This window comes from Asanoa ishikariensis, from assembly GCF_900107455.1.
Classification (GTDB): Bacteria; Actinomycetota; Actinomycetes; order Mycobacteriales; family Micromonosporaceae; genus Asanoa; species Asanoa ishikariensis.
This window is the reverse complement of the sequence record NZ_FNQB01000001.1, coordinates 343,540-365,455: the sequence shown is the minus strand read 5'-3', so window position 1 is coordinate 365,455 and position 21,916 is coordinate 343,540. Positions and strand designations below refer to the sequence as shown.

General features: G+C 70.4%; 22 protein-coding genes. 5 read left to right on the top strand and 17 right to left on the bottom strand.

Annotation, left to right across the window (positions count from 1 at the left end; genetic code table 11):
- Positions 1-17: 17 nt before the first annotated feature.
- From BLV39_RS01755 to BLV39_RS01735, 5 genes are all read right to left on the bottom strand, one after another.
- Positions 18-1,493: a PrsW family intramembrane metalloprotease gene (locus BLV39_RS01755; RefSeq protein WP_239084078.1), complete on the bottom strand. Its 1,476-nt coding sequence runs from the start codon at positions 1,491-1,493 to the stop codon at positions 18-20.
- Positions 1,490-2,047: a hypothetical protein gene (locus BLV39_RS01750; protein WP_090786377.1), complete on the bottom strand. Its 558-nt coding sequence runs from the start codon at positions 2,045-2,047 to the stop codon at positions 1,490-1,492. The genes BLV39_RS01755 and BLV39_RS01750 overlap by 4 nt, the downstream gene beginning before the upstream one ends.
- 50 nt (positions 2,048-2,097) lie before the next feature.
- On the bottom strand, positions 2,098-2,886 hold the full coding sequence (locus BLV39_RS01745) for a class I SAM-dependent methyltransferase (protein ID WP_090786375.1): 789 nt from the start codon (positions 2,884-2,886) through the stop codon (positions 2,098-2,100).
- Between the two features lie 166 nt (positions 2,887-3,052).
- Positions 3,053-3,262, bottom strand: coding sequence for a BldC family transcriptional regulator (locus BLV39_RS01740; protein ID WP_007073996.1), 210 nt, complete (start codon positions 3,260-3,262; stop codon positions 3,053-3,055).
- Positions 3,263-3,509: 247 nt separating this feature from the next.
- The gene (locus BLV39_RS01735; RefSeq protein WP_090786374.1) at positions 3,510-4,349 is read right to left on the bottom strand and encodes a DUF8083 family protein; all 840 of its coding nucleotides are present in this window, start codon (positions 4,347-4,349) and stop codon (positions 3,510-3,512) included.
- Between the two features lie 167 nt (positions 4,350-4,516).
- Here BLV39_RS01735 and BLV39_RS01730 point away from each other — a divergent pair, with 167 nt between their 5' ends.
- Together BLV39_RS01730 and BLV39_RS01725 are read left to right on the top strand one after the other, a co-directional pair.
- Positions 4,517-5,599 (top strand): Leu/Phe/Val dehydrogenase, encoded by a 1,083-nt coding sequence (locus tag BLV39_RS01730; protein ID WP_090786372.1) that lies wholly within the window; start codon positions 4,517-4,519, stop codon positions 5,597-5,599.
- A 223-nt stretch (positions 5,600-5,822) separates the two neighbouring features.
- Complete coding sequence (locus BLV39_RS01725) at positions 5,823-6,047, top strand: DUF3073 domain-containing protein (protein WP_090786370.1); 225 nt, start codon at positions 5,823-5,825, stop codon at positions 6,045-6,047.
- A 79-nt stretch (positions 6,048-6,126) separates the two neighbouring features.
- Here the strand turns inward: BLV39_RS01725 and amcA are convergent, their stop codons facing one another.
- The 5 genes from amcA to BLV39_RS01700 all read right to left on the bottom strand — a co-directional run bounded on the left by amcA (position 6,127) and on the right by BLV39_RS01700 (position 10,871).
- Complete coding sequence (gene amcA, locus BLV39_RS01720) at positions 6,127-6,384, bottom strand: multiple cyclophane-containing RiPP AmcA (protein ID WP_090786368.1); 258 nt, start codon at positions 6,382-6,384, stop codon at positions 6,127-6,129.
- Positions 6,353-7,459, bottom strand: coding sequence for a cyclophane-forming radical SAM peptide maturase AmcB (amcB, locus tag BLV39_RS01715; protein WP_090786366.1), 1,107 nt, complete (start codon positions 7,457-7,459; stop codon positions 6,353-6,355). The genes amcA and amcB overlap by 32 nt, the downstream gene beginning before the upstream one ends.
- Before the next feature lie 143 nt (positions 7,460-7,602).
- The gene (gene purM, locus BLV39_RS01710; RefSeq protein ID WP_090786364.1) at positions 7,603-8,754 is read right to left on the bottom strand and encodes a phosphoribosylformylglycinamidine cyclo-ligase; all 1,152 of its coding nucleotides are present in this window, start codon (positions 8,752-8,754) and stop codon (positions 7,603-7,605) included.
- A gap of 48 nt (positions 8,755-8,802) precedes the next feature.
- A complete protein-coding gene (purF, locus tag BLV39_RS01705; protein ID WP_239084079.1) occupies positions 8,803-10,383 on the bottom strand; it encodes an amidophosphoribosyltransferase in 1,581 nt (526 codons plus the stop codon).
- Between the two features lie 101 nt (positions 10,384-10,484).
- A complete protein-coding gene (locus BLV39_RS01700) occupies positions 10,485-10,871 on the bottom strand; it encodes a sterol carrier family protein (RefSeq protein ID WP_090786363.1) in 387 nt (128 codons plus the stop codon).
- 433 nt (positions 10,872-11,304) lie between these two features.
- Between BLV39_RS01700 and BLV39_RS01695 the strand changes: the two genes are divergently transcribed.
- Positions 11,305-12,966, top strand: a complete 1,662-nt coding sequence (locus BLV39_RS01695; protein ID WP_143049605.1) for a hypothetical protein — start codon at positions 11,305-11,307, stop codon at positions 12,964-12,966.
- Positions 12,967-13,022: 56 nt separating this feature from the next.
- Here BLV39_RS01695 and purL read toward each other — a convergent pair whose 3' ends face one another.
- The 4 genes from purL to BLV39_RS01675 all read right to left on the bottom strand — a co-directional run bounded on the left by purL (position 13,023) and on the right by BLV39_RS01675 (position 17,108).
- Positions 13,023-15,401 (bottom strand): phosphoribosylformylglycinamidine synthase subunit PurL, encoded by a 2,379-nt coding sequence (gene purL / locus BLV39_RS01690; RefSeq protein ID WP_090786359.1) that lies wholly within the window; start codon positions 15,399-15,401, stop codon positions 13,023-13,025.
- On the bottom strand, positions 15,398-16,081 hold the full coding sequence (gene purQ / locus BLV39_RS01685; protein ID WP_090786358.1) for a phosphoribosylformylglycinamidine synthase subunit PurQ: 684 nt from the start codon (positions 16,079-16,081) through the stop codon (positions 15,398-15,400). The genes purL and purQ overlap by 4 nt, the downstream gene beginning before the upstream one ends.
- Complete coding sequence (gene purS / locus BLV39_RS01680; protein WP_090786354.1) at positions 16,078-16,365, bottom strand: phosphoribosylformylglycinamidine synthase subunit PurS; 288 nt, start codon at positions 16,363-16,365, stop codon at positions 16,078-16,080. Before purS ends, purQ begins: the two co-directional genes overlap by 4 nt.
- Positions 16,366-16,490: 125 nt before the next feature.
- Positions 16,491-17,108 carry a TMEM165/GDT1 family protein gene (locus BLV39_RS01675; RefSeq protein WP_090791019.1) on the bottom strand — a complete coding sequence of 206 codons (618 nt, stop codon included), beginning with the start codon at positions 17,106-17,108 and terminating at the stop codon, positions 16,491-16,493.
- A 129-nt stretch (positions 17,109-17,237) separates the two neighbouring features.
- On the opposite strand from BLV39_RS01675, the gene BLV39_RS01670 reads away from it, so the two are divergent.
- Positions 17,238-17,918: a S1 family peptidase gene (locus tag BLV39_RS01670; RefSeq protein WP_090786352.1), complete on the top strand. Its 681-nt coding sequence runs from the start codon at positions 17,238-17,240 to the stop codon at positions 17,916-17,918.
- A 54-nt stretch (positions 17,919-17,972) separates the two neighbouring features.
- Here BLV39_RS01670 and purB read toward each other — a convergent pair whose 3' ends face one another.
- On the bottom strand, positions 17,973-19,397 hold the full coding sequence (gene purB / locus BLV39_RS01665; protein WP_090786349.1) for an adenylosuccinate lyase: 1,425 nt from the start codon (positions 19,395-19,397) through the stop codon (positions 17,973-17,975).
- 61 nt (positions 19,398-19,458) lie between these two features.
- Between purB and BLV39_RS01660 the strand changes: the two genes are divergently transcribed.
- Positions 19,459-20,067 carry an SRPBCC family protein gene (locus BLV39_RS01660; RefSeq protein ID WP_090786347.1) on the top strand — a complete coding sequence of 203 codons (609 nt, stop codon included), beginning with the start codon at positions 19,459-19,461 and terminating at the stop codon, positions 20,065-20,067.
- Here the strand turns inward: BLV39_RS01660 and BLV39_RS01655 are convergent.
- Together BLV39_RS01655 and BLV39_RS01650 are read right to left on the bottom strand one after the other, a co-directional pair.
- On the bottom strand, positions 20,064-21,323 hold the full coding sequence (locus tag BLV39_RS01655) for an MFS transporter (protein WP_239084080.1): 1,260 nt from the start codon (positions 21,321-21,323) through the stop codon (positions 20,064-20,066). The genes BLV39_RS01660 and BLV39_RS01655 overlap by 4 nt on opposite strands.
- The gene (locus tag BLV39_RS01650) at positions 21,320-21,868 is read right to left on the bottom strand and encodes an ArsR/SmtB family transcription factor (protein ID WP_090786343.1); all 549 of its coding nucleotides are present in this window, start codon (positions 21,866-21,868) and stop codon (positions 21,320-21,322) included. The genes BLV39_RS01655 and BLV39_RS01650 overlap by 4 nt, the downstream gene beginning before the upstream one ends.
- Positions 21,869-21,916: the final 48 nt, after the last annotated feature.

Genomic DNA, 21,916 nt, shown 5'->3' with positions numbered 1-21,916 from the left:
CGATCGGCGCCCGGGTGTCAGGAAGCGCCGAGAGCGATCAGGGCCAGACCGACCGTGACCATCGCGGCCAGGAACACGGCGATGCCGCCGACCACTCGGCGGACGCTGCCGTTGCGGGTCAGGGGTGCGGTGGCCTCCGGGTGGCCCAGGGCCAGCATCCGCCCGCGCTCGACCAGGACCCGGTCGCGCCAGCGGACCGCGGCCGGGCCGCCCAGCACCCGGGCCTGGACCGGCGCGGCCACGACCCGCGCCACCCCGACCGCCACCCCGGCAGGAGAACAAAGCGGCGAGCCAGCCGCCGCGGCCGGGACCAGCGAGTCAGCCGAGGCGCTCGGGACCACCGGGACCAGCGGGTCAGCCGGGACGTTCGTGCCGGCCGGGACCGCCGGGCCGATGCGTAGGCCGGGCATGCCGACCCCGCTCGCACGGCTGAGCTCGACCGCCAGCCGGGCCTGGGCGCGTTGCAGGCGGCTCACCGCCCGGCGGCCCTTGACCCCGCACCGGCCGTGAGCGTGCCGGCGGGCGCCCGCGCGCAGGTGGCCCTGTGCCAGCACCCGCAGCTCGTCCTCGGTCGCGATCCGGCGGTCGCCGAGTGCCGCCAACTGGGCCATGTAGTAGTCCGCCTCGCGGTGCCGCACGCCGCGTACCAGGAAAAGGATCATCAGCAGTGGCGGGATGCCCTTGACGAACAGGTCGCCGAAGATGCCGGCGCCGCCGCCCAGGCTGAGTAGGGGTGAGTTCCACAGGAAGTGGATGCCCATCGCGCCCAGTACCGACAGCACCGCGACCGACAGCCGGATCAGCAGTGGGCGGTCGGTGCGGACCGCCAGGTAGCCGATGCCGGCACCGGCCAGGGCGCCGAACAGGGTGTGGCTCCACAGGCCGGCCAGGAAGCCGCGGAGCAGGAACGTCGCTACCACCGGGGCCACCTGGTCACCCCGGCCCGCGACGGCCACCGCGTTGACCGCGTAGACGACGTCCTCGACGACCTGGAAGCCGAGTCCGACCAGCGACCCGTACACGACGCCGTCCAGGACGCTGTTGACCTGCGCCCGGGCGACCAGCACGATCGCGACGATGCCGAGGGCCTTGGCGATCTCCTCGACGGTCGGGCCGGCCAGCGCGGAGCCCCACTCGGCGGCCAGGCCCGGCGAGGCCAGCTTGGCGACCAGGTTGTGCACGGCCGCGTTTCCCCGGATCGAGATCGACGTGGCAACCAGGCCGCCCCAGGCGAACGCGGTGGCCAGCAGCAGCGGTGGTTCCCGCTCGAGGTAGTCGAGGGCGGCCACGAAGACGCAGAACGGCACCGCGTACAGGCCGAACAGCACCAACGCGAGCAGGGTGGCGGTGGGGTACGCGGCGAACGACTCGCGCACGAACAGCCCGAGCCGGACCGCGCCGCCGGCGATCAACATCAGCACCACCCAGAACGCCGGCAACAGGAGTGACTTGCCGGGGTGCGCCCATTGCGGGGTGGGGTGAACCGGCGTCACGGCGTGCCGCCGCGGTACGCGATCGTGCGGGTGCTCGCCTCGATCGCGCCGAGCGCGGCGCGCAGCGCGGGTGCGCTGCCGGCCACCGTCACCTCGATGGCCACGTCACCGGCCAGGAAGACCAGGTAACGACCAGCTCGGCCGGATGCCGCGTAGGTGCCCTGGACACCGTCGAGGCCGGTGGCCGTGCGGGTCGGGAACTCCTTCCCGGTGATCTGGTGCCCGCGAGTGATCTTGTCGCGCAGCCGCTGCGCCGCCCTCTCGAGCGAGCCGTCGAACGGGGCGACCACGATCACGTAGCGGACGGTCCCGACCAGGAAGACCGCGGTGCCGCGGGTGTCCCTCGGTCGGGTGAGGGTGACGTCGAGGCGAGCGCCCGGCGGAGGGGTGACGGTCACCCCACCACCGACGGGGTACGGCCCGGCGCCGACCGGACGGGCGGCGGGCAGGGCGCTGTCGATCGCGGGTAGCCCGAACGCCAGCCCGGCCACGGTGCACAACACCCCGATGCTGCCGGCGAGGTTCCGCAGCAGCGTGCCGCGTGCCACCCTCATAGAGGGCACGCTACCGACGGGCAAGTCGGATTTCCGAGGTTTGTTCGCCTTTACCCGGTGGCGGCCAGCTCCAGCGTCGCCAGGTAGTAAGGGGCGTCCGCGTCATCGATGTCCGCGATCCGCCACTGCGTGCCGGTGATCAGCCCGCGCAGCTCGTCGACGGAGCAGACCAGGTAGTCGAACCACTCGGTGGCCAGCTCCCGGTAGCGCACCCGCAGCCGCAACTGCCCGCCCAGCCGGCCCCGCGATCGGTTGAGCCGGTGGTAGGCGGTGTGCACCGGGTCGGTGGTGTTGTACGGGTTGGTGCCGTGCGCGATCAACTGGGCGCCCGGGCGGGCCAGCTCGGCCAGCGCGGCCAGGAAGCCCGGCGCCTGGTCCGCGCCGCCGATCAGGCCCAGGTTGTTGCCGAGGAGCAGGAACGTGTCGTACGTCGGCCCGGCGGTCGCGGCGTGCTCGGCGACCGTGCCGAGCACCAGGTCACGCACCCCGCGCCGGCGGCTCACCTCGATCGCACCGGCCGATACGTCCAGCCCGGTCACGTCGATGCCGCGGCGCTGCAGTTCGAGGGCGATCCGGCCGCCGCCCACGCCGATGTCGAGCACGCGTCCGCGTACGCGGGAAAGGGCTCGATGATCGTGATCCGGCCACGCTTCCGGCGGCTCGAGATAGGGGGCGGCGGGCGCGCCGTTGATCAGGCCGTCGTCCCGCTCGATGATCTCGATGACGGGTCGGGGAAGCCGTCCGCCGGCCAGCGGCCGGGGTCCGACCCCGGTGGCCACGGCGAGCGCGTCACGAATCAGCTCGCCGAACGCGTCGCCCACAAGGGGTTGTACCTGCACAGGCCGAACTCTAGGCCCTGCTCCGGCGGCCCTGGGAACGCATCAGGGGCGGGACCCACACGATTGTGTGGCTCCCGCCGCTGTTCTTAACAACGCATCAGGGGCGGGACCCACACGATTGTGTGGCTCCCGCCCCTGTCCGACGATCGTTCGACCGGGGGGTCGGTCAGTCGCCCTGGCGCTGCTGGGGAATTTGCCCCTGCAGCAGGGCGCGAACCTCGGATTCACGGTAGCGGCGGTGGCCGCCCAGCGTGCGAATCGCGCTGAGCTTTCCGGCCTTCGCCCACCGGGTCACCGTCTTCGGGTCGACACGGAACATCGACGCGACCTCTGCCGGCGTGAGTAGCGGCTCGGGTTCGTGCGTACGCGATGCCATCGGTCACTCCTCCACAGGTACCTATAGACATCGGCCGGGGTCCCGCCGGCCGACGCGTCTCTCATGGTCCGGCTAGTCCCCGATGTCCGACATGGGCCGAACGGCCGAACGTCCCTGGATGGACGGATGAGCAATGACCGATTTATAGCGATTTTATATGCCAGAAACCGCCTTATTTGGACTCTGCGTCACCGTTCGTGTTCAGGAAAACACGAGGTTACCTCATTCAAGTCCACCTATTTGCACCCTAATTACACCGTTCGAGGAGCTGGATCGCGCGCCAACGAGTGACCAAGTTCTCATAGACCTCTGTGGCCCCATCAGCATCACCACGGGACAAAGCGGCCAGTCCGGCAGCGACCAGACCAGGCGAGTCGTCCTCCTCCAGGATGGTGTCGGAGAGAAGATCCACTAGCCCGCCGTAGTCGAGTTCGACGACCGAACGCGGGTGGAACTCCTCGAGCCACCGGGCGCCCTCTTCGACCGCCTCGGTGATCGGGGCGTCGCCGACCGACTTGCGCAACACGGACAGCGCCCGGGAAGCGCGACGGCGGGCCTTGGAGATCTCGGTGCGGTAGCGCAGCGACCGGCGGTCCGCGCGCAGCACGAGGTCGCGCTCGCCGAGGTCGACGAAGACGAACCAGCGCAGCGGCACACCCCAGGTCGCGATCTGCTCGTGCACCCGGGGCACGCCGTGCTCCAGCACCCGGGCCCCGCTGCGCCAGTCGTCGACCACCGCGCGGGCCTGGCCGGCGAGCACCGGCGGCACGAACGCGTCGGCGATCACCGAAGGCACCCCGTCGCGCGCGCTGAGCGCCGCCTCGGCGACCCGCAGCCGCAGGTTCCACGGGCAGACGAGCAGGGTGTCGTCGGCCTCCAGCACGTAGGCCTCTTCGGGCAGGTCGGGCAGCCGGGTCCAGCCAGCGCCCAGGCCTTCGATCACGGCGGTGCGTTGACGGACCGGACCCTCCTGCGGCGCGACGGCCCGGCCTTCCCGCACATAGCGGCGCCAGAAGACCTGACGTTCGCGATCGAATGCGGTCAGTGGCTCGTAGACGCGCAGGTAGGAAGCGAACAGCGACGGCACGGCGCGATCCTCCCACGAATCGGGCCCGCTCCGTAACGACAGGTGACGCGCGTCCGCACCCGGTTGCCAACGGGAATATCGTCGTGCGCAGAGACCTGCACCACCCCGCCGGTCTGACCCAGCATGCGTGCGCCCCACGAGGACGCGCGTCGAACCCAGGAGCAGCGATGGGCGTATTCGCCAGCACGGAAGAATCGGACTCCACCGGCCACGAGCAGGTCGTCTTCTGCCAGGACAAGCAGAGTGGCCTGAAGGCGATCATCGGCATCTACTCGACCGCGCTGGGCCCCGCGCTCGGCGGCACCCGCTTCTACCCCTACGCCAGCGAGGCCGAGGCCCTGCATGACGTGCTGGAGCTCTCCCGCGGCATGGCGTACAAGAACGCCCTCGCCGGACTCGATCTGGGCGGCGGCAAGGCAGTCATCTGGGGCGACCCCGAGAAGGACAAGAGCGAGAGCCTGCTGCGGGCGTACGGGCGGTTCGTCCAGTCCCTCGGCGGCCGCTACTACACCGCCTGCGACGTCGGGACCTACGTGGCCGACATGGACGTGGTGGCCCGCGAGACCAACTTCGTCACCGGCCGCAGCGTCGAGCACGGTGGCGCCGGCGACTCGTCCGTGCTCACCGCCTGGGGCGTGTTCCAGGGCATGCGGGCCGCGGCGGAGCACATCTGGGGCAGCCCGACCCTGGCGGGGCGCCGGGTCGGCGTGGCCGGCCTGGGCAAGGTCGGCAAGCACCTCACCGCCCACCTGATCGAGGACGGCGCCAGCGTCGTCGCGACCGACGTCAGCGAGCGGGCGGTGCAGTGGGTCCGGGCCAACTACCCGCAGGTGGACCTGGTCGACGACGCTGCCGCCATGGTCGCCGCCGACATCGACGTGTACGCGCCCTGTGCGCTCGGCGGTGCCCTCGACGACGACACCGTGCCCGTGCTGCGCGCCAAGATCGTCACCGGGGCCGCGAACAACCAGCTCGCCCACCCCGGCATCGAGAAGCAGCTCGCCGACCGCGGGATCCTCTACACCCCCGACTACGTGGTCAACGCGGGCGGTGTGATCCAGGTCGCAGACGAGATCGAGGGCTTCAACTTCGAGCGGGCGAAACTGCGCGCGACGCGGATCTACGACACCACGCGCGAAATCCTCCAGCTCGCCGAGGCCGAGGGCGTGCCGCCCGCGGTGGCCGCGGATCGCCTGGCAGAGCGACGGATGGCCGAGATCGGCCGACTGCGAACCATCCATCTGCGCTGACCGGAGCGCCCCTTACCGGCCGTATCGCTGACCGCCCGTCGGTGGGCGATACGGCCGTCCGACGGGGGGCTGATCAAAAACGTGATCGACGCGCCGGCCGCACGGGGCAACCCGAGGTGTCGAACCTGGCCATCCCCATGTACCGTAAGAGCCACGAGAGATGCCTGACGTCATCGGGGCCCGCCTTCGTGCTGCCCCGAATTCTGTGCGAGGGGGTCGAGCCATGGGGCGCGGCCGTGCTAAGGCCAAGCAGACGAAGGTGGCCCGGGAGTTGAAGTATCACTCCCCGAACACCGACCTCGCCGCGTTGCAGCGAGAACTCGGAGGCAGCGGCAATACGGACCACGACTTCGACGACGAGCTTGGCAACAACCAAGTCGACGACGAAGACGAGGACGACAACGCAGTAGACGACGCTTCCAACAGTTGGTCGTCTCGCTCCCGCTGACCCCCAGGTCACCAACGAGCACGCGGGTCACACCGCGTGCTCGCCCGTGTCCAAGGGGTCAGCGGGTCCTTCGGTGTTCTCAGCGGGGGCGGTTGTTCCAGTTGTAGAACGTCGGGATGTTCTCGAAGTGGTTCCAGGCGCATACCGCCCCGCCGGCCGGATCGGCCGCCTCGGCGCGTAGCCGGCGTGCCTGCTCCGCCTCGGACAACAGTGCGGTCAGCCCTGCCCGGACACCGGCGACCCGTTCCGCGAGGTCGCCGGGGTCGCCTTCGGTGGCTCGCTCGCCGGTGGCACCGCCCCGCGGGTCAGACGGCCGAAGGCTGGTGGTCTCGGGCATGCTGCAACACCCCTTCAAGTAGGCGGATCTTGCTGTTGCGGCAGTGGTCGGTCTCGGTCGTGTCGAACCGGCCGTGTTCGAAATAGCGGTTGGCCGCGTGTGCACCGCCGCAGAAGCCGAAGTACGGGCAGCTCGCCCGGCACGCCTCGACGCCGTCGAGAAACTCGGCGACCCAGGGCGTGCGACGTGCCGCGCCGGCGATGATCTCGGTAAGGGGCGTCGCGAGGACATTTCCACTGCTGAAGTCACCGTGCCGGGGATCCTCGAAACCGGCCAGCTCCGGAGACAGCAGCACCACCGAGCCGTCGTAGGCCACGGTGGGTATCGGGTCGAGCTGGCGGGGCAGCACGCTGTCGGCCGAGCCGGCGAGCACTGCCTCGGTGTAGCGCAGTGACCACTCGATCTCGCGGAGGTGGATCCGCGGATCCCGCCGCCAGGCGGCCACCAGCTCCGCCCAGAAGTCGACGACCTGACCAGCGGGGTGGGTGTTGTCTCGGGTGTTGGTGCCCTCGGTCTCCTCGATGTTGATGCCGAGCACGTCACACCCGAGGTCGAGGAAGTAGTCATAGAGCTCGGCCGCCCGGCCCGGCGCGGGATCCGAGACCACGCACAGGGCGGAGTAGCCGATGCCGTGCGCGCGGAGCGTCTCGATGCCGCGCACGATCCGGTCGTACGCCGGGCGCCCGCCCCGGGTCACCCGGTCGCCGTTGCGGTCGCGCGGGCCGTCGACACTGACGCTGACCCGGAACTCGTGCTCGGCGAAGAACTCGCACCACGCGTCGTCGATCAGCGTCGCGTTGGTCTGCACGTGGTGTTCGACACCGGCGTCGAACGGCGCCAGGAGCGCGGCGAGGTGCTCCCGGCCCGCGGCCAGCGGCTCGCCACCGTGCCAGACCACCGAGAACCGGCCGTCGCGGGCCCATCGGTTGACGGGCCCGGCGACGGCGGCGGCTACGCCGACCGGCATCTTCCGATCGGCGGACCGAAACGGGAGATAGCAGTAGGCGCAGTCGAGATTGCACAGCGTGGTGGGCTGCATGACGACGTAGGAGGGCACTGGGGCGATGCCGTGCATACCGGTGAACTGGCCCCGCCGGACAACCACCCGCCCTCCTCTCCCCGTCGAGGTGTAGAGGCTGGACTTTAGGTTAGGCGGCGGTGGCCAATCGGGTAAGACCCAATCAGGTGGGCGAAGGATCAACTAGATCAGGCGCGGGGTCAGCCGCGCGTGTGCTGGCCGATCATCTGAACGGTCCCCGTGCCCTCGATGATCTCGCCGGCCTGCCACGCGTCGATGCCGCGGCCGGCGAGGAACGCCAGCGCCCGGTCGGCGTCTTCGGGCGAGACGATGGCGAACATGCCGACGCCCATGTTGAACGTCGACTCCATCTCCGAGTCTTCGATCCGGCCCTTGGACTGGACCAGGTCGAAGATGGGCTGCGGCTTCCACGTCGACCGGTTGACCACGGCGTCGACGTGCTCGGGCAGCACCCGCACCAGGTTGCCGGGGATGCCGCCGCCGGTGACGTGGGCCAGCGCCCGCACCTCGGCCTCGGAGATCAGCTTGAGGCAGTCGCGCGCGTAGATCTTGGTGGGCGTGAGCAGCTCCTCGCCGAGGGTGCGCTGCTTGCCGAAGTCGTCGACCACCGTGTCGAGCCGCATCCGGCCGGCGCCGAGCAGCACGTGCCGCACCAGCGAGTAGCCGTTGGAGTGCAGGCCGGAGGAGCGCATCGCGATGACGACGTCGCCGACCTCGACCCGGTCGCGGCCGAGGATCTCGCTCTCCTCGACGACGCCGACGCCGGTCGCGGACAGGTCGTACTCGTCCGGACGCAGCACACCGGGGTGCTCGGCCGTCTCGCCGCCGAGCAGGGCACAGCCGGCGTAGCGGCAGCCGTCGGAGATGCCGGCGCCGATCTCGGCGACCTTGTCGGGCACGACCTCGCCGCAGGCGATGTAGTCGAGCAGGAACAGCGGCTCGGCACCGCAGGCGACCAGGTCGTCGACGACCATCGCGACCAGGTCGATGCCGACCGTGTCGTGGATGTCGAGCTGCTGCGCGATCACGAGCTTGGTGCCGACGCCGTCGGTCGACGAAGCCAGGATCGGGTTCTTGTAGCGCTTGGTGTCGAGCCGGAACAGGCCCGCGAAGCCGCCGAGGTCACCGAGCACCTCGGGGCGCTGCGCCTTGGCCACCTTGCTCTTGAGGAGCTCGACGGCGCGTTCGCCGGCGTGGATCGAGACGCCGGCGTCGGCGTACGTGACTGTGCGCTTGCGACTGGTCCGTCCGGATCCGGCTGTCCACGGCTGTAGACCCTCGGTGCCCGAGTTGTTGGCCGGGCCGCCGCCCCGCTCAGTAACGTGCGTCACGATTTCTCCCTTTACGCCTTACGCGCGGTGTCTCGCTGGAGACGCCGGCTAGGAATGGTGCGTGCCGCCGCCGTTGGAGCTGGCCGCCATCCGCTGGACGACCAACGGAAGGTCGCCCGGCGCGCCACGGTCGGCTCCGCCATCGCTGCGCTGCTCGGCTTCGGCGTCGACCCGACGCGCGACGCCTTCGAGCACGTGCTTCCCGATCAGGTTGCCGGCCGGCAGCGGGATCGGATACTCCCCATCGAAACACGCGCGGCACAAGCGCGTCTTCGGCTGCTCGGTCGCGGCCACCAGACCGCCGAGTGATACGAATCCCAACGAGTCGGCACCGATCGAGCGCCGAATGCCTTCGTTGTCGAGGCCGTTGGCCAGCAGTTCCGCGCGGGTGGCGAAGTCGATGCCGTAGAAACACGGCCAGTTGACCGGCGGCGACGAGATGCGCACGTGCACCTCGAGCGCGCCGGCTTCGCGGAGCATTCGGATGATTGCCCGCTGGGTGTTGCCGCGGACGATCGAGTCGTCCACCACGACGATCCGCTTGCCGCGGATGTTTTCCCGCAATGGGTTGAGCTTCAGCCGGATGCCCAGCTGACGCAGGGTCTGCGAGGGCTGGATGAAGGTGCGCCCGACGTACGCGTTCTTCACCAGGCCCGAGCCGTAGGTGATGCCGGACTCGGCGGCGTAGCCGATCGCGGCCGGCGTGCCCGACTCGGGCACCGGGATCACCATGTCGGCCTCGACCGGGTGCTCCTTGGCCAACTGACGGCCGATCTGCACCCGGGCGGCGTGCACGTTGCGCCCGGAGATGGTGGTGTCGGGGCGCGCGATGTAGACGTATTCGAAGAGGCAGCCCTTGGGCTCCGGCACGGCGAACCGGAAGGAGCGCAGGCCGTCTTCGTCGATCGCGATCAGCTCACCGGGCTCGACCTCGCGGACGACGCTGGCGCCGACGATGTCGAGGGCCGCGGTCTCGCTGGCCACCACCCAGCCGCGCTCCATGCGGCCGAGCACCAGCGGGCGCACGCCGTGGGCGTCGCGGGCGGCGTAGAGGGTGGTCTCGTCCATGAACACGAAGCTGAAGGCGCCCTGCAGGGTGGGCAGCACCTCGAGCGCGGCGGCCTCGACCGACATGTCCGGCCGGCCGGCGAGCAGCGCCGTCACCAGGGCGGTGTCGGAGGTGGTGGACGGGTCGGTGGACAGCCCCCGCTCGGCGACCTCCCGAGCCAGGTCGGCGGTGTTGACCAGGTTGCCGTTGTGCGCCAGCGCGATGGTCGTGCCGGCGCTCGTGGCCCGGATCGTCGGCTGCGCGTTTTCCCAGGTGGAGCCACCGGTGGTGGAGTAACGCGTGTGGCCGATGGCGAGATGGCCGCGCAGGCTGGCCAGGGTGGGCTCGTCGAAGACCTGCGCCACCAGGCCGAGGTCCTTGTAGACCACCACGCCGGAACCGTCGCTGACCGCGATGCCGGCCGCTTCCTGGCCGCGGTGCTGGAGGGCGTAGAGCCCGAAGTAGGTCAGCTTGGCGACCTCTTCACCCGGCCCCCAGACACCGAAGACACCGCAAGCATCTTGCGGGCCGGGCCGTTGGGGGTCGAGGTCCTGGCTCAACCGGCCGTCGCCTCGGGGCACCTGGCGCTCCTCGCTGCTGACAAATTCCTGGCACGTCTTGCTCGGGCCAGTGTACGCGAGTTCGCGCCGGTCACAGTCGGCCACCTTGGCCGTGCGAACGGTCACCCGACCCGTTCGGGCGACCCAAAATCCGGCGGGTCGGGTAGGTATGCGGAGAGATCGGCCCGGCCTCCGCTGGCCTTGATCTTTCCGGCGGCAAGCGCCTCCGCCCAAGCGAGCCGGCCTGTGGCGACCAACACCCAGGTCACCCCGTCCATTTCGACCACATTGGAAGGGGTTCCACGGGTATGTCGCGGTCCAGGAACGCATTGCACCGCGCCGTATGGTGGGACCCGCACCTCGACCGAGCGGCCGGGAGCCCGCTTGGCGAGGTCTGTCAGTAGCGCACGCACGGCATCACGGAGAGTGACCACCTCGGGGCTCCCCCCGGCGTCGAGGGCAGCAAGGACGGCCACCACCGCGGGTGACTTAATGTGCGCAGGGGACATGACGGGACGATACGACCTCTTCACGTTCTAGTTCCTTCGGCCCCTGGGTCGCGCTGATCCCGTCGGACAGGGCATAGTGACCGACGGTGTACTCGTTCGGGGGTGAGACCGGAAGGCGGTGGACGTGACAACACCACGACGAGCCTGGCGTATACGGGCCGGTGTGGTCGTGGCGCTGATATCTGGCGCACTGGTCACAGTATTTCCCAACCCCGCGCAGGCCGCACCTGAGAACGTGACGGTCAGCGTTAATAACGCAACGCTATCGCCCGGGCAGACCGCGACCGTACGCGTCCGGTTCCGGAACGCGAGCGCTGACACGGTCACGGCTTCCGTCCAGGTGTCGAGCAGCTTCGCCGAACTGAATTGCGAAGCCTGCGACGGTGACGTAGAGGACATCGCGCCAGGCGCTTTCGGTCAGTTCGAAGCGCGCGTGCGTGCGGGCAACGTGCCCGACGGCCAGACCAAGTCCGGCCAGGTCAACGCGACCGTCACGATCGACGGCGCGACCGCCAACGGCTCTCGTCCGATGTCGGTTCGTGGCAACCAGCCAGAGCAGCCGCCCGCGGTTGAGACGGTCAAGCTGATCACCGGCAAGGTCACCAACCAGGCGGACGGCAAGGCGATCAACAACGCCTACGTCGCGCTGAGCGATGGTGCCGGCAAGCTGCACGAGGACTTCGCCGACGACAAGGGCAACTTCCGGTTCCAGGGCAGCGAGCAGGATCCGATCGCCCCCGGCCGGATCACCATCGGTGCTTCCAAGGACGACAAGCGGAACACCAAGGTCATCAACGTGAACGCCGGTGGCACCGCTTCGGGCGTCGCGATCACGCTGCAGCTCAAGGTCGAGGCCACTGCCGACCCGAGCTCGATCCCGACCGAGGCTCCGCTCGACGACGAGGCCCCGCTGGACGACGAGGCGAGCGAGAGTGCCGTCGCCGCCGACCCGGCCAGCAACTCTGAAGAGGGTGGCGGTTTCGGCAACTGGCTGGTCGTGCTCGGTGGCGGTCTGCTGGTGGCGTTCGGCGTCGGCGGCATCGTCTGGGTGATGCTGCGCCGCAAGGAGAGCGACGACCCGGACGACCAGACCTCGACCACCGGCGTACGCCCGGCAGTGCCGGCGGCCGCGGGCGGTTACCGGGGCGCGGGCAACGACGCGACCCGGATCGCCGGTCCAGGCGGCGGAGCCCTCGCCGACGCGCCGACCATGCTGCACAGTCGCGCACCGGCCGACGAGTTCCCCGATCCCTACGGCGCGCCCATGCCGCCGCAGGCGCCGACCTACGGCGCCGGTCAGCAGCAGCCCGGCTGGGGCGGCGGTGCCGGCAACGGCTACGGCGGCCCGGCGACGCAGGCCGGCGGCTACGACCAGGCCACGCAGATGTACGGCGCCGCACAGCCCACCCAGTTCGGCAACGCGCCGGGTTCGGGCGGCGGCTACGGCGCCGGCGGTTACCCCGAAGCGCCCGGCTCGGGCAGCGGGGCCTACGGCGGCGCACCGTCCTCGGGCGGCGGCTACGGCACGGCACCCGGCGGCGGCTACCCGCAGGCCGGTGGTGCTGGCTACGGCGAGCGCTTCGACGAGCCGACCGGTCGCTACCAGCCCACTCCGGCTGCCGATGACTACGGCCAGCAGGGCGGCGGTGGCTACGGCCAGCAGCCGGCCGGCGGTGGCTACGGCGGTGCCGCGAACGGTTACGGCGATGAGCGCGGCGGCTACGCTGCCGAGCCCAACGGCTACGACCAGGGCGGCAACGGTTACGGCGGCGCGCAGCGCGGCGGCTACGACCAGGGTCAGGGCGCCGGCTACGGCGGTGCCCCGGCGGGCGGTTACGACGAGACCCGGGGCTACCCGGCCGGCGGCAACGACGGCTACGACCGTGGTGGCTACGAAGCAGGTCCTCCCCCGGGCTACGACCGGGTGCCCGAGCAGCGCGGCGGCGGCAACTACGGCGCCCCCAACGGCGGCTACGGCGAGCAGGGCGAGTACTACGACGGCAACGAAGGCCGCGGAGCTCGCCACGGAGCCGAAGGCGGCCGGGGTGCCGAAGGTGGCCGAGACCGGCGTCAACTGGGCTGGCTAGACGACTGAGCGACAAGATACGAAGAAGGGGGCCGCTTCCGCGGCCCCCTTCTTCGTATCTGTGATCAGGCTCCGAACAGCCGGGGCATGGTCGAGGTGTGCGCCTCGCGCAGCTCCTCCAGCGGCACCGAGAACTGGCCGCGGATGTCGAGCGCGCCGTTGTTGCCGTCGGTCACGCCGATCGGGGTCCACGGCACGCCCTGCTCGGCGCACAGCCCGGTGAACGCCTTCTCGTGCCCGCGCGGCACGGACACCACGACCCGGCCCGCCGACTCGCTGAAGAGGTAGACGAACGGCATCGAGCCCGCCGAGAAGTCCTCCGGCAGCGCGATCCGGGCGCCGACGGTGTTGCGTAGGCAGGCCTCGACCAGCGCCTGGGCGAGGCCGCCGTCGGAGACGTCGTGCGCCGCGCTCAGGTGACCGACCCGGGACGCCTCGGCCAGCAGCTCGGCCAGCGCCTTCTCCTTGGCCAGGTCGACCTTCGGCGGCACCCCGCCGAGGTGCTCGTGGGTGACCCACGCCCACTCGGAGCCGGACAGCTCGTTGGCCGTCTCTCCGAGCAGGAAGATGAGGTCGCCGTCGCCGGTTGCCGGCTGGGCGAACCCGATCGGCACCCGGTCGGCCACGTTGTCGATCACACCGAGCACGCCGACCACCGGCGTCGGGTGGATCGCCGCGGCGCCCGTCTGGTTGTAGAAGCTGACGTTGCCGCCGGTCACCGGAATGCCCAGCTCGAGGCAGCCGTCGGCCAGGCCGCGGACGGCCTCGGCGAACTGCCACATCACGGCCGGGTCCTCGGGCGAGCCGAAGTTGAGGCAGTTGGTGACCGCGACCGGCTTCGCGCCGCTGACGGCGACGTTGCGGTAGCTCTCGGCCAGCGCCAGCTTGGCGCCGTTGTACGGGTCGAGCCGGGTGTACCGGCCGTTGCCGTCCACCGACAGCGCGACGCCGAGCCCGCTCTCCTCGTCGATCCGGATCACGCCGGCGTCTTCGGGCTGGGCGAGCACGGTGTTGCCGAGCACATAGCGGTCGAACTGCTCGGTGACCCACGACTTGTCGCAGAGGTTCGGCGAAGCGATCATCCGCAGCAGCGTCGCCCGCAGGTCGTCCGGGTTCGCCGGCCGGGGCAGCGTCTCGGCGCGGTCGGCCTGGAGCAGGATCAGGTCGGAGGGCTCGCGCATCGGCCGGGCGTAGACCGGGCCGTCGTCGACCAGCGACGCCGGCGGCACGTCGACCACCAGGTGGTCGCGCCAGGTGATCCGGAGCCGGCCGGGCAGGCCGCTGACCTCGGACGGGGTGACCTCACCGATCGCGGTGGCGAGCACGCCCCACTTGTCGGCGACGGCGAGCACCTCGTCGAGCTGCTCGGGCTTGACGATCAGGAGCATCCGCTCCTGCGACTCGCTCGCGAGGATCTCGTGCGGGTCCATCGACTGCTCGCGCAGCGGCACCCGCTCCAGCCACACCCGCATGCCGGTGCCGGCGGAGGCGGCGGTCTCGGTCAGTGCGCAGGTCAGGCCGGCGCCGCCGAGGTCCTGGATGCCGACGACCAGGTTGGCGTCGTAGAGCTCGAGGCAGGCCTCGATCAGCAGCTTCTCGGTGAACGGGTCGCCGACCTGCACCGCCGGGCGGCGGGCTTCACTGCCGTCGTCGAAGGTCGCGCTGGCCAGCACGGACACGCCGCCGATGCCGTCGCGACCGGTCTTGGCGCCCATCAGCACCACGATGTTGCCGGGGCCGGCGGCGTCCTTCTTCTGCAGCCGGTTGACCGGCAGCACGCCCAGGCAGAGCGCGTTGACCAGCGGGTTGCCCTGATAGGTCGGGTCGAAGACGACCTCACCGCCGACGTTGGGCAGGCCCAGCGAGTTGCCGTAGCCGCCGATGCCGGCGACCACGCCGGGCAGCACCCGGGCGGTGTCCTCGTGGTCGGCCGCACCGAACCGCAGCGGGTCCATCACGGCGATCGGCCGGGCGCCCATCGCGAGGATGTCGCGGACGATGCCGCCGACACCGGTCGCGGCGCCCTGGTACGGCTCGACGAAGCTCGGGTGGTTGTGCGACTCGACCTTGAAGGTCACGGCGAGCTCGTCGGTGATCTGGATGACGCCGGCGTTCTCACCGATGCCGGCGAGCATGCGGTCGTTCGGCGGCGCCTTCTCGCTGAACTGCCGCAGGTGCACCTTGCTCGACTTGTAAGAGCAGTGCTCGCTCCACATGATCGAGTACATCGCGAGCTCGGACTGCGTCGGCCGGCGGTCCAGGATGCCGCGGATCCGCTCGTACTCGTCGTCGCGGAGCCCGAGCTCGGCGAACGGCTGGAGCTCATCCGAGGTGGCGCCGGCCCGCTCGACGGTGTCAGGACCGTCCAGGTTGTCGTACGAGACCTGCGCCGGCAGCGACGCCTCGTCCGCCTCGCTCGACGCTGTGTCGGACTGAGTTGTCATGCCGAGGCCCCCGCCAGGTGCTTGAGAATCGAGGTGAAGAAGCCCAGCCCGTCGAGCGACGGACCGGTCAGTGCCTCGATCGCGTGCTCGGGGTGGGGCATGAGCCCGACGACGTTGCCGGCCTCGTTGGTGACCCCGGCGATGTCGCGCTCGGAGCCGTTCGGGTTGCCACGCTGGTACGTCGCCACGATCCGGCCGTTGGCGGCGAGCTCGTCGAGCGTCGCCTGGTCGGCGACGTAACGCCCCTCACCGCTCTTGAGCGGGATCAGCACGTCCTGGTCGGACTCGAACGAGTTGGTCCACGCGGTGTTCGTCGCGGAGACCCGCAGCCACTGGTCGCGGTTGCGGAAGTGCAGGTGGCTGTTGCGGGTGAGGGCGCCGGGCAACAGGTGCGCCTCACAGAGGATCTGGAAACCGTTGCAGATGCCGAGCACCGGAAGCCCGCCACGGGCACCGTCGATGATCGACTCCATCACCGGCGCGAACCGGGCGATCGCGCCCGTGCGCAGGTAGTCGCCATAGGAGAACCCGCCGGGCAGCACCACCGCGTCGACACCGTGCAGGGAACTGTCGCCGTGCCAGAGCCGGACGGCCTCGCCGCCGGCGACGCGGACCGCGCGGGCGGCGTCACCGTCGTCGAGCGAGCCCGGGAACGTCACCACCCCGACGCGGGCACTCATGCCGGGTCACCCGCTGGGACGGCCTCGGCCTCGGCCTCGGTCGCCGGCTCGGCGACCTCTTGGATGGTGAAGTCTTCGATCACCGGGTTGGCGAGCAACTTGTCGGCGATCTCGCGGACCCGCTCCGGGTCGGCAGCGCCAGCGAACTCGATCTCGATGCGCCGGCCGATGCGCACAGAGCTGACGTCACTGATGCCGAGCCGTGGCAGCGCGTTCGCGACCGCTTGGCCCTGAGGATCGAGGATCTCCGGCTTGAGCATGACGTCGACGACGACGCGAGCCACTTGGCACTCCTGACTTTTGTACACGTGTAAGCGCGCCAAGAGTACCCGGTAGATAGACGCTGACCGGCACCCGCCCAGCCCTCGGACAGGCATCGTGGACAGGCATTACACGTGAGTACGAGCACTCACGTGGTCAGCGCCTCAACTGTGGTCAACACCGCGAGCACGAGGCAGATACCGGCGGCCACATAGCGGATCACCGACAACTTCACCCTCTTCTGCAGCCAGCGCCCGAGCAGGACGGCCGCTCCGGAGACCACGATCAACGCGAGCCACGAGCCGATGAAGACCGCGATGGGATTTCGGCCACTCGCCACCAGGCCGGCGGTGAGCAACTGCGACAGGTCACCCCATTCGGCGGCGAACAGGACGACGAAGCTCGCGGCCGCCGCGCGCAGTCCGGTGCGTTGGGTCTTGATCTGCTCGGCGTACTCCGCCGACTGGTCGCTCTCCTCCGGTCGCTGCCTGCCGGCCTTGCGCGCCCCGTGGAACAGCACGATCGCGCCGGCCAGGAACAGTGCCGCGGCGACCAGGGCGACCGGACGTTCCGGCAAGCGGGAGATCAGGCTCCCCACGGCGACCGCCACCGCGCACTGCACACCGAACGCGACGATCACACCCAGCCACACCGGGAGCGGCGGATACCGGGTGCTGAGCACCAGGGTCGCGACGAACGTCTTGTCCGGTAGCTCCACCGGCAGGATCAGCGCGAACGCCATGACCGCGGCGACGAAGAACTCCATCGCGACCAACGCTAATCGGCGCGTACGCCATCACCGCGTCGTATGACCTGGATTTGATGATTGTAAATGTGTCTATGTGTCACTAGCGTCTCGGTAGTCCGATCCACCCCCCTCGGATTAGGAGCCCAGATGCGCACACGCCTCACCCTGGCCGCGCTCACCATTGGTCTGACCGGCGCGTTGATCGCACCCAGCGTGGCCGCCGCCGAACCACCCTCGCCGATGATCATCGGCGGCGGCACGGTCGCGTCGGCGCCGTGGGCCGCTGCCGTGTTCAGCGGTGGCTCGTTCACCTGCTCCGGCACGATCATCGCTCCGACCTGGGTGCTCACCGCCCGGCACTGCATCAGTGGCTCGATGTCGGTCCGCGTCGGCAGCGTCAACCGCGGCTCAGGCGGCGTGACCCGCACCGTCAGCGCCTCCTACACCCGCAGCGATCTCGCCCTGATGCGGCTGAGCAGCGCGGTCAGCACCAGCTTCGTGACGCTTTCGAGCGCCTACCCGCCGGTCAACTCGACCAACACGATCTACGGGTGGGGCATGACCTGCTACAGCGGCTGCGACGCCTCGCCGGTGCTGAAGACCGCGTCCGTACGGGTGACCAGCACCAACGCGACCGACGCTTACGGCGGCCGGGCGATCCGCAGCACCCGGATCAACGGCAACGCGTGGCGCGGTGACTCCGGCGGTCCGCAGTTCTACAACGGCGCGCAGGTCGGTGTCGCCTCGACGGCCGACGGCGTCAACATCCAGAACTACGGCAGCGTCGCGTACAACCGGGCGTGGATCACCTCCACGGCCGGCGTCTGAGCAACGCTCTCCCACAAGCCGTGGCGCCCTCCCCCGGTGGGCGCCACGGCGCTTTTACAGAATCGGGCGAGGCGAGTAGCCCGCGGCGACCGGGTGCTTGCGGACCACCTCGGCGATCTTCTCCGCCACGGCCGCCACCTGGGCGCCGGCGGCGCCGACGAAGGCCGCCCGGTCGGCGACCAGCGCGTCGATCTCGCCCCGGCTCAGGCCCAGCCGGCCGTCGGCGGCCAGCCGGTCGAACAGGTCGTTGTCGCCGGTGCCCTTCTCGCGCATCTCCAGCGCCACGCCGACCGCGTTCTCCTTGATCACCTCGTGCGCCGTCTCGCGACCCACGCCCCGGCGTACCGCGGCGACCAAGATCTTGGTCGTGGCCAGGAACGGCAGGAAGCGGTCGAGCTCGCGGGCCACCACCGCGGGATAGGCGCCGAACTCGTCGAGCACAGTAAGAAAGGTCTGGAAGAGGCCGTCAGTGGCGAAGAACGCGTCGGGCAGCGCGACCCGGCGGACCACCGAGTCGGACACGTCGCCCTCGTTCCACTGGTCGCCGGCCAGCTCGCCGATCATCGACACGTAGCCGCGCACCACCACCGCGAGCCCGTTGACCCGCTCGCTGGAACGGGTGTTCATCTTGTGCGGCATCGCGCTGGAGCCGACCTGCCCCGGCTTGAAGCCCTCGGTGGCTAGCTCCTGGCCGACCATCAGGCGGATCGTGGTGGCCAGGCTGCTCGGCGCGGCGACCACCTGGGCCAGCGCGGTGACCACGTCGAGGTCGAGCGACCGCGGGTAGACCTGGCCGACGCTGCTCAGCACCGAGGAGAAGCCCAGGTGGGTGGCGACCCGGCGCTCCAGCTCGGCGACCTTGCTCGCATCGCCGTCGAAGAGGTCGAGCTGGTCGGCGGCGGTGCCGACCGGGCCCTTGATGCCGCGCAGCGGGTAGCGGGTGATCAGGTCGTCGAGCCGCTGGTACGCGATCAGCAGCTCCTCGCCCGCCGACGCGAACCGCTTGCCCAGCGTGGTGGCCTGCGCGGCGACGTTGTGCGAGCGGCCGGCCATGACCAGGTTCTCGTGTTCGACGGCCAGGCGGGCCAGCCGCGCCAGCGCCGCGACCACCCGGTCGCGGACCAGCTCCAGCGAGGAGCGGATCTGTAGCTGCTCCACGTTCTCGGTGAGATCCCGCGAGGTCATCCCCTTGTGGATCTGCTCGTGCCCGGCCAGGGCGGCGAACTCCTCGATCCGGGCCTTCACGTCGTGCCGGGTGACCCGCTCGCGCGCGGCGATCGACTCGAGGTCGACGTCGTCCAGCACGGCACGGTAGGCCTCGACCGCACCATCCGGCACGTCGATGCCGAGGTCGCGCTGCGCCTCCAGCACCGCGATCCACAGCCGTCGCTCCAGCTTCACCTTCTCGGTCGGCGACCAGAGGGCGACGAGCTCGGGCGAGGCGTATCGGGCGGCGAGAACGTTGGGTACCTGCGTCACCTGGCCATTCTCGCACCGGGCGGGGACGTGACCTGGCTCACGACCCGTACAGTGGCTTGCCATGGAGCCGTTCCAGGTGGAGACCACAGTGGACGCGCCGGCCGCTACGGTGCGCCGGCACTTCAGCGAGCCCGCGCTGATCCGGCAATGGTTCGGCTGGGACTACCCCAGCCTGGACGACGAGATCAAGATGATCTTCCTGGACGACGTACGGACGGTGGCGCCGGACCAGATCGGCCTGGGCGAGGACCACACGATCACCTTCACCGGTGTCGGGCCCGCGCGGACCGTGGTCCGGATCGAGACACCGGGCACGCCGACCGACGACCTGGACATGATCGAGGAGGGCTGGCGCCAGTTCCTCGAGCAGCTCCGGTTCCTGCTCGAACGGGACCTCGCGGGCCGGCGCACCGTCTACCTGGACGGCCGGGCGGCGCCGGCGACCCTGGCGGCCGCTCTCGACGCCGGGTCGGCCTGGCACACCGGTCGGTTCCAGCGGATCACCGTCGACCCCGACGGCCACCTCGTGGCGCTCGTGACGCAGGCGCCGGTCGACTCCACCGAGCCGGCCGACGCCATGGTCACCATCTCCACCTTCGGCCTCGACGACGCCGCGTTCGCCGAGGTCGAAGCCGCCTGGACCGCCCGTTGGAAGGCCGTCCTCTCCTAGATCGCGTGCCGCAGGTGGCGGACGTCGCGGCTGAGCAGCATGGCCAGGGTGGCCAGGCCGATCAGGGCGGCGGCGCCGAGCAGCGTGTGCCGCACCCCGAAGTGCTCGGCGAGCGGCCCGGCGAGGACCTGACCGATCGGCACCGCGAGGATCGAACCGAGCATGTCGTACGAGTAGACCCGGGCCAGCAGGTCGCTCGGCACGTGTTCCTGCATGGTGGTGTCCCAGGCGACGGTGAACTGCTCCAACGCGAAGCCGACCGCGAACCCGGCCAGCAGGAGCACTAGCACCGTCGAGGTGAGCCCGAGCGCCAGCACCAGCAGCACGTCGCCGAGGCACCAGAGCACGCCGTAGAACAGCAGTCGGCTGGTCCGGACCCGCATCGCGACCAGTGCGCCGACGATCATGCCGGCGGTCTCCACGGCCAGGATCAGACCCCAGGTGGTCCGCCCGAAGCTCGAGTCGGCGACCACCGGGCCGAGCACGCTGAGCGACCCGGTCAACGCCGCGTTGATCACGCAGAAGCCGGCCACCACCGCCCAGAGCCAGGTGCGACTGGCGAAGGCCGTCCAGCCGAGCCGCATCTCGGCGAAGATGCCCGGCCGCTCGGTGGCGGTCGCCTCGGCCGTCTTCGTCACGCGGACCAACGAGAACAGCAGGCCGCCGAGGAAGAAGGTGCCGGCGTCGACCGCCAGACCCCAGCCCGGCCCTGCGGTCGCGACGAGCACACCGCCGAGCGAGGAGCCGGCGATCATCGCGGAGTTGAACGCCAGCCGGTTGATCGCGTTGGCCTGCTGGAGCATCGACGACGGCACGGTCTGCGGCATCATCGCCGAGATGGCCGGGAAGGCGAGCGCGGCGGCGACGCCGTTGACCGCCGAGAGGCCCAGCAGCAACGGGATCGTCGCTGTGCCCGTCAGCACCGTGAACGCGACCACGGCCTGGGTCGCGCCGGCCAGGACGGACGCGCCGACCATCACCAGGTGTCGAGGCAGCCGGTCGGCGATGACACCGCCGAACAGCACGAAGATGACGTTGGCCAGCGAGCGGACACCGACCACCAGACCCAGGTCTCGGGCCGAGCCGGTGAGGTCGAGCACGGCGAAAGCCAGCGCGATCGGTGCCACCGCGTTGCCCAGCATGTTGGTGGTGCGGCCGGCGACCAGATACCGGAAGGCGCTGTGGCGCAGGGGCGCCAGCATTCCCGGGCGGGGTTGGTCGTCGACGTTCGGCGGAGCAGGGGTGATGGTGCTCATTTCGCGTCCGGCTCCATTCTGAACAGGGCGATCGTGGCGTTGACCCGGATGGCGCCGGGGGTACGGGGTGCGACGGCGGCCCGGTGCAGGGCACGGCTCGCGTCGGTGACCTGCTGCCCGACCTCCGCCCAGACGGCGGGGTCGACCCAGAGCTCGGCATCGGTGAGGTGGTTGCCGGGCCCGCGCATCAGCGACCGGGAGCGGCGGCGCAGCTCGCTGGCCAGCGCCTCGTACACCAGCAGGTGGTCGGCGGTCGGTCCACCGCTATCCGGGACCTTGGGTTTCGGCGTCTCGAACTCGGCATCGGGCCGGTGCCGGTAGCGCTTGGCCACGCCGCCCCGGATCCGCTCCTCGCCGGCGACCTCGATCACGCCGGCTTCCATCAGGTGACGCAGGTGGTAGCTGGCGTTGGCGTGGGTCAGGTCCAGCTCCCGCGCCACCTCCGCGGCGGTCATCTCCGAGCCGGTCAGCAGCGACAGCATGCGCAGCCGCAGCGGATGCGCCAGCGCCCTCAGCTTGACCGTCGGGTCCACTCCCCAAGACATGTTGGACAGTGTGCGTCACATCGACGCACACTGTCAAACAGTTGTTGG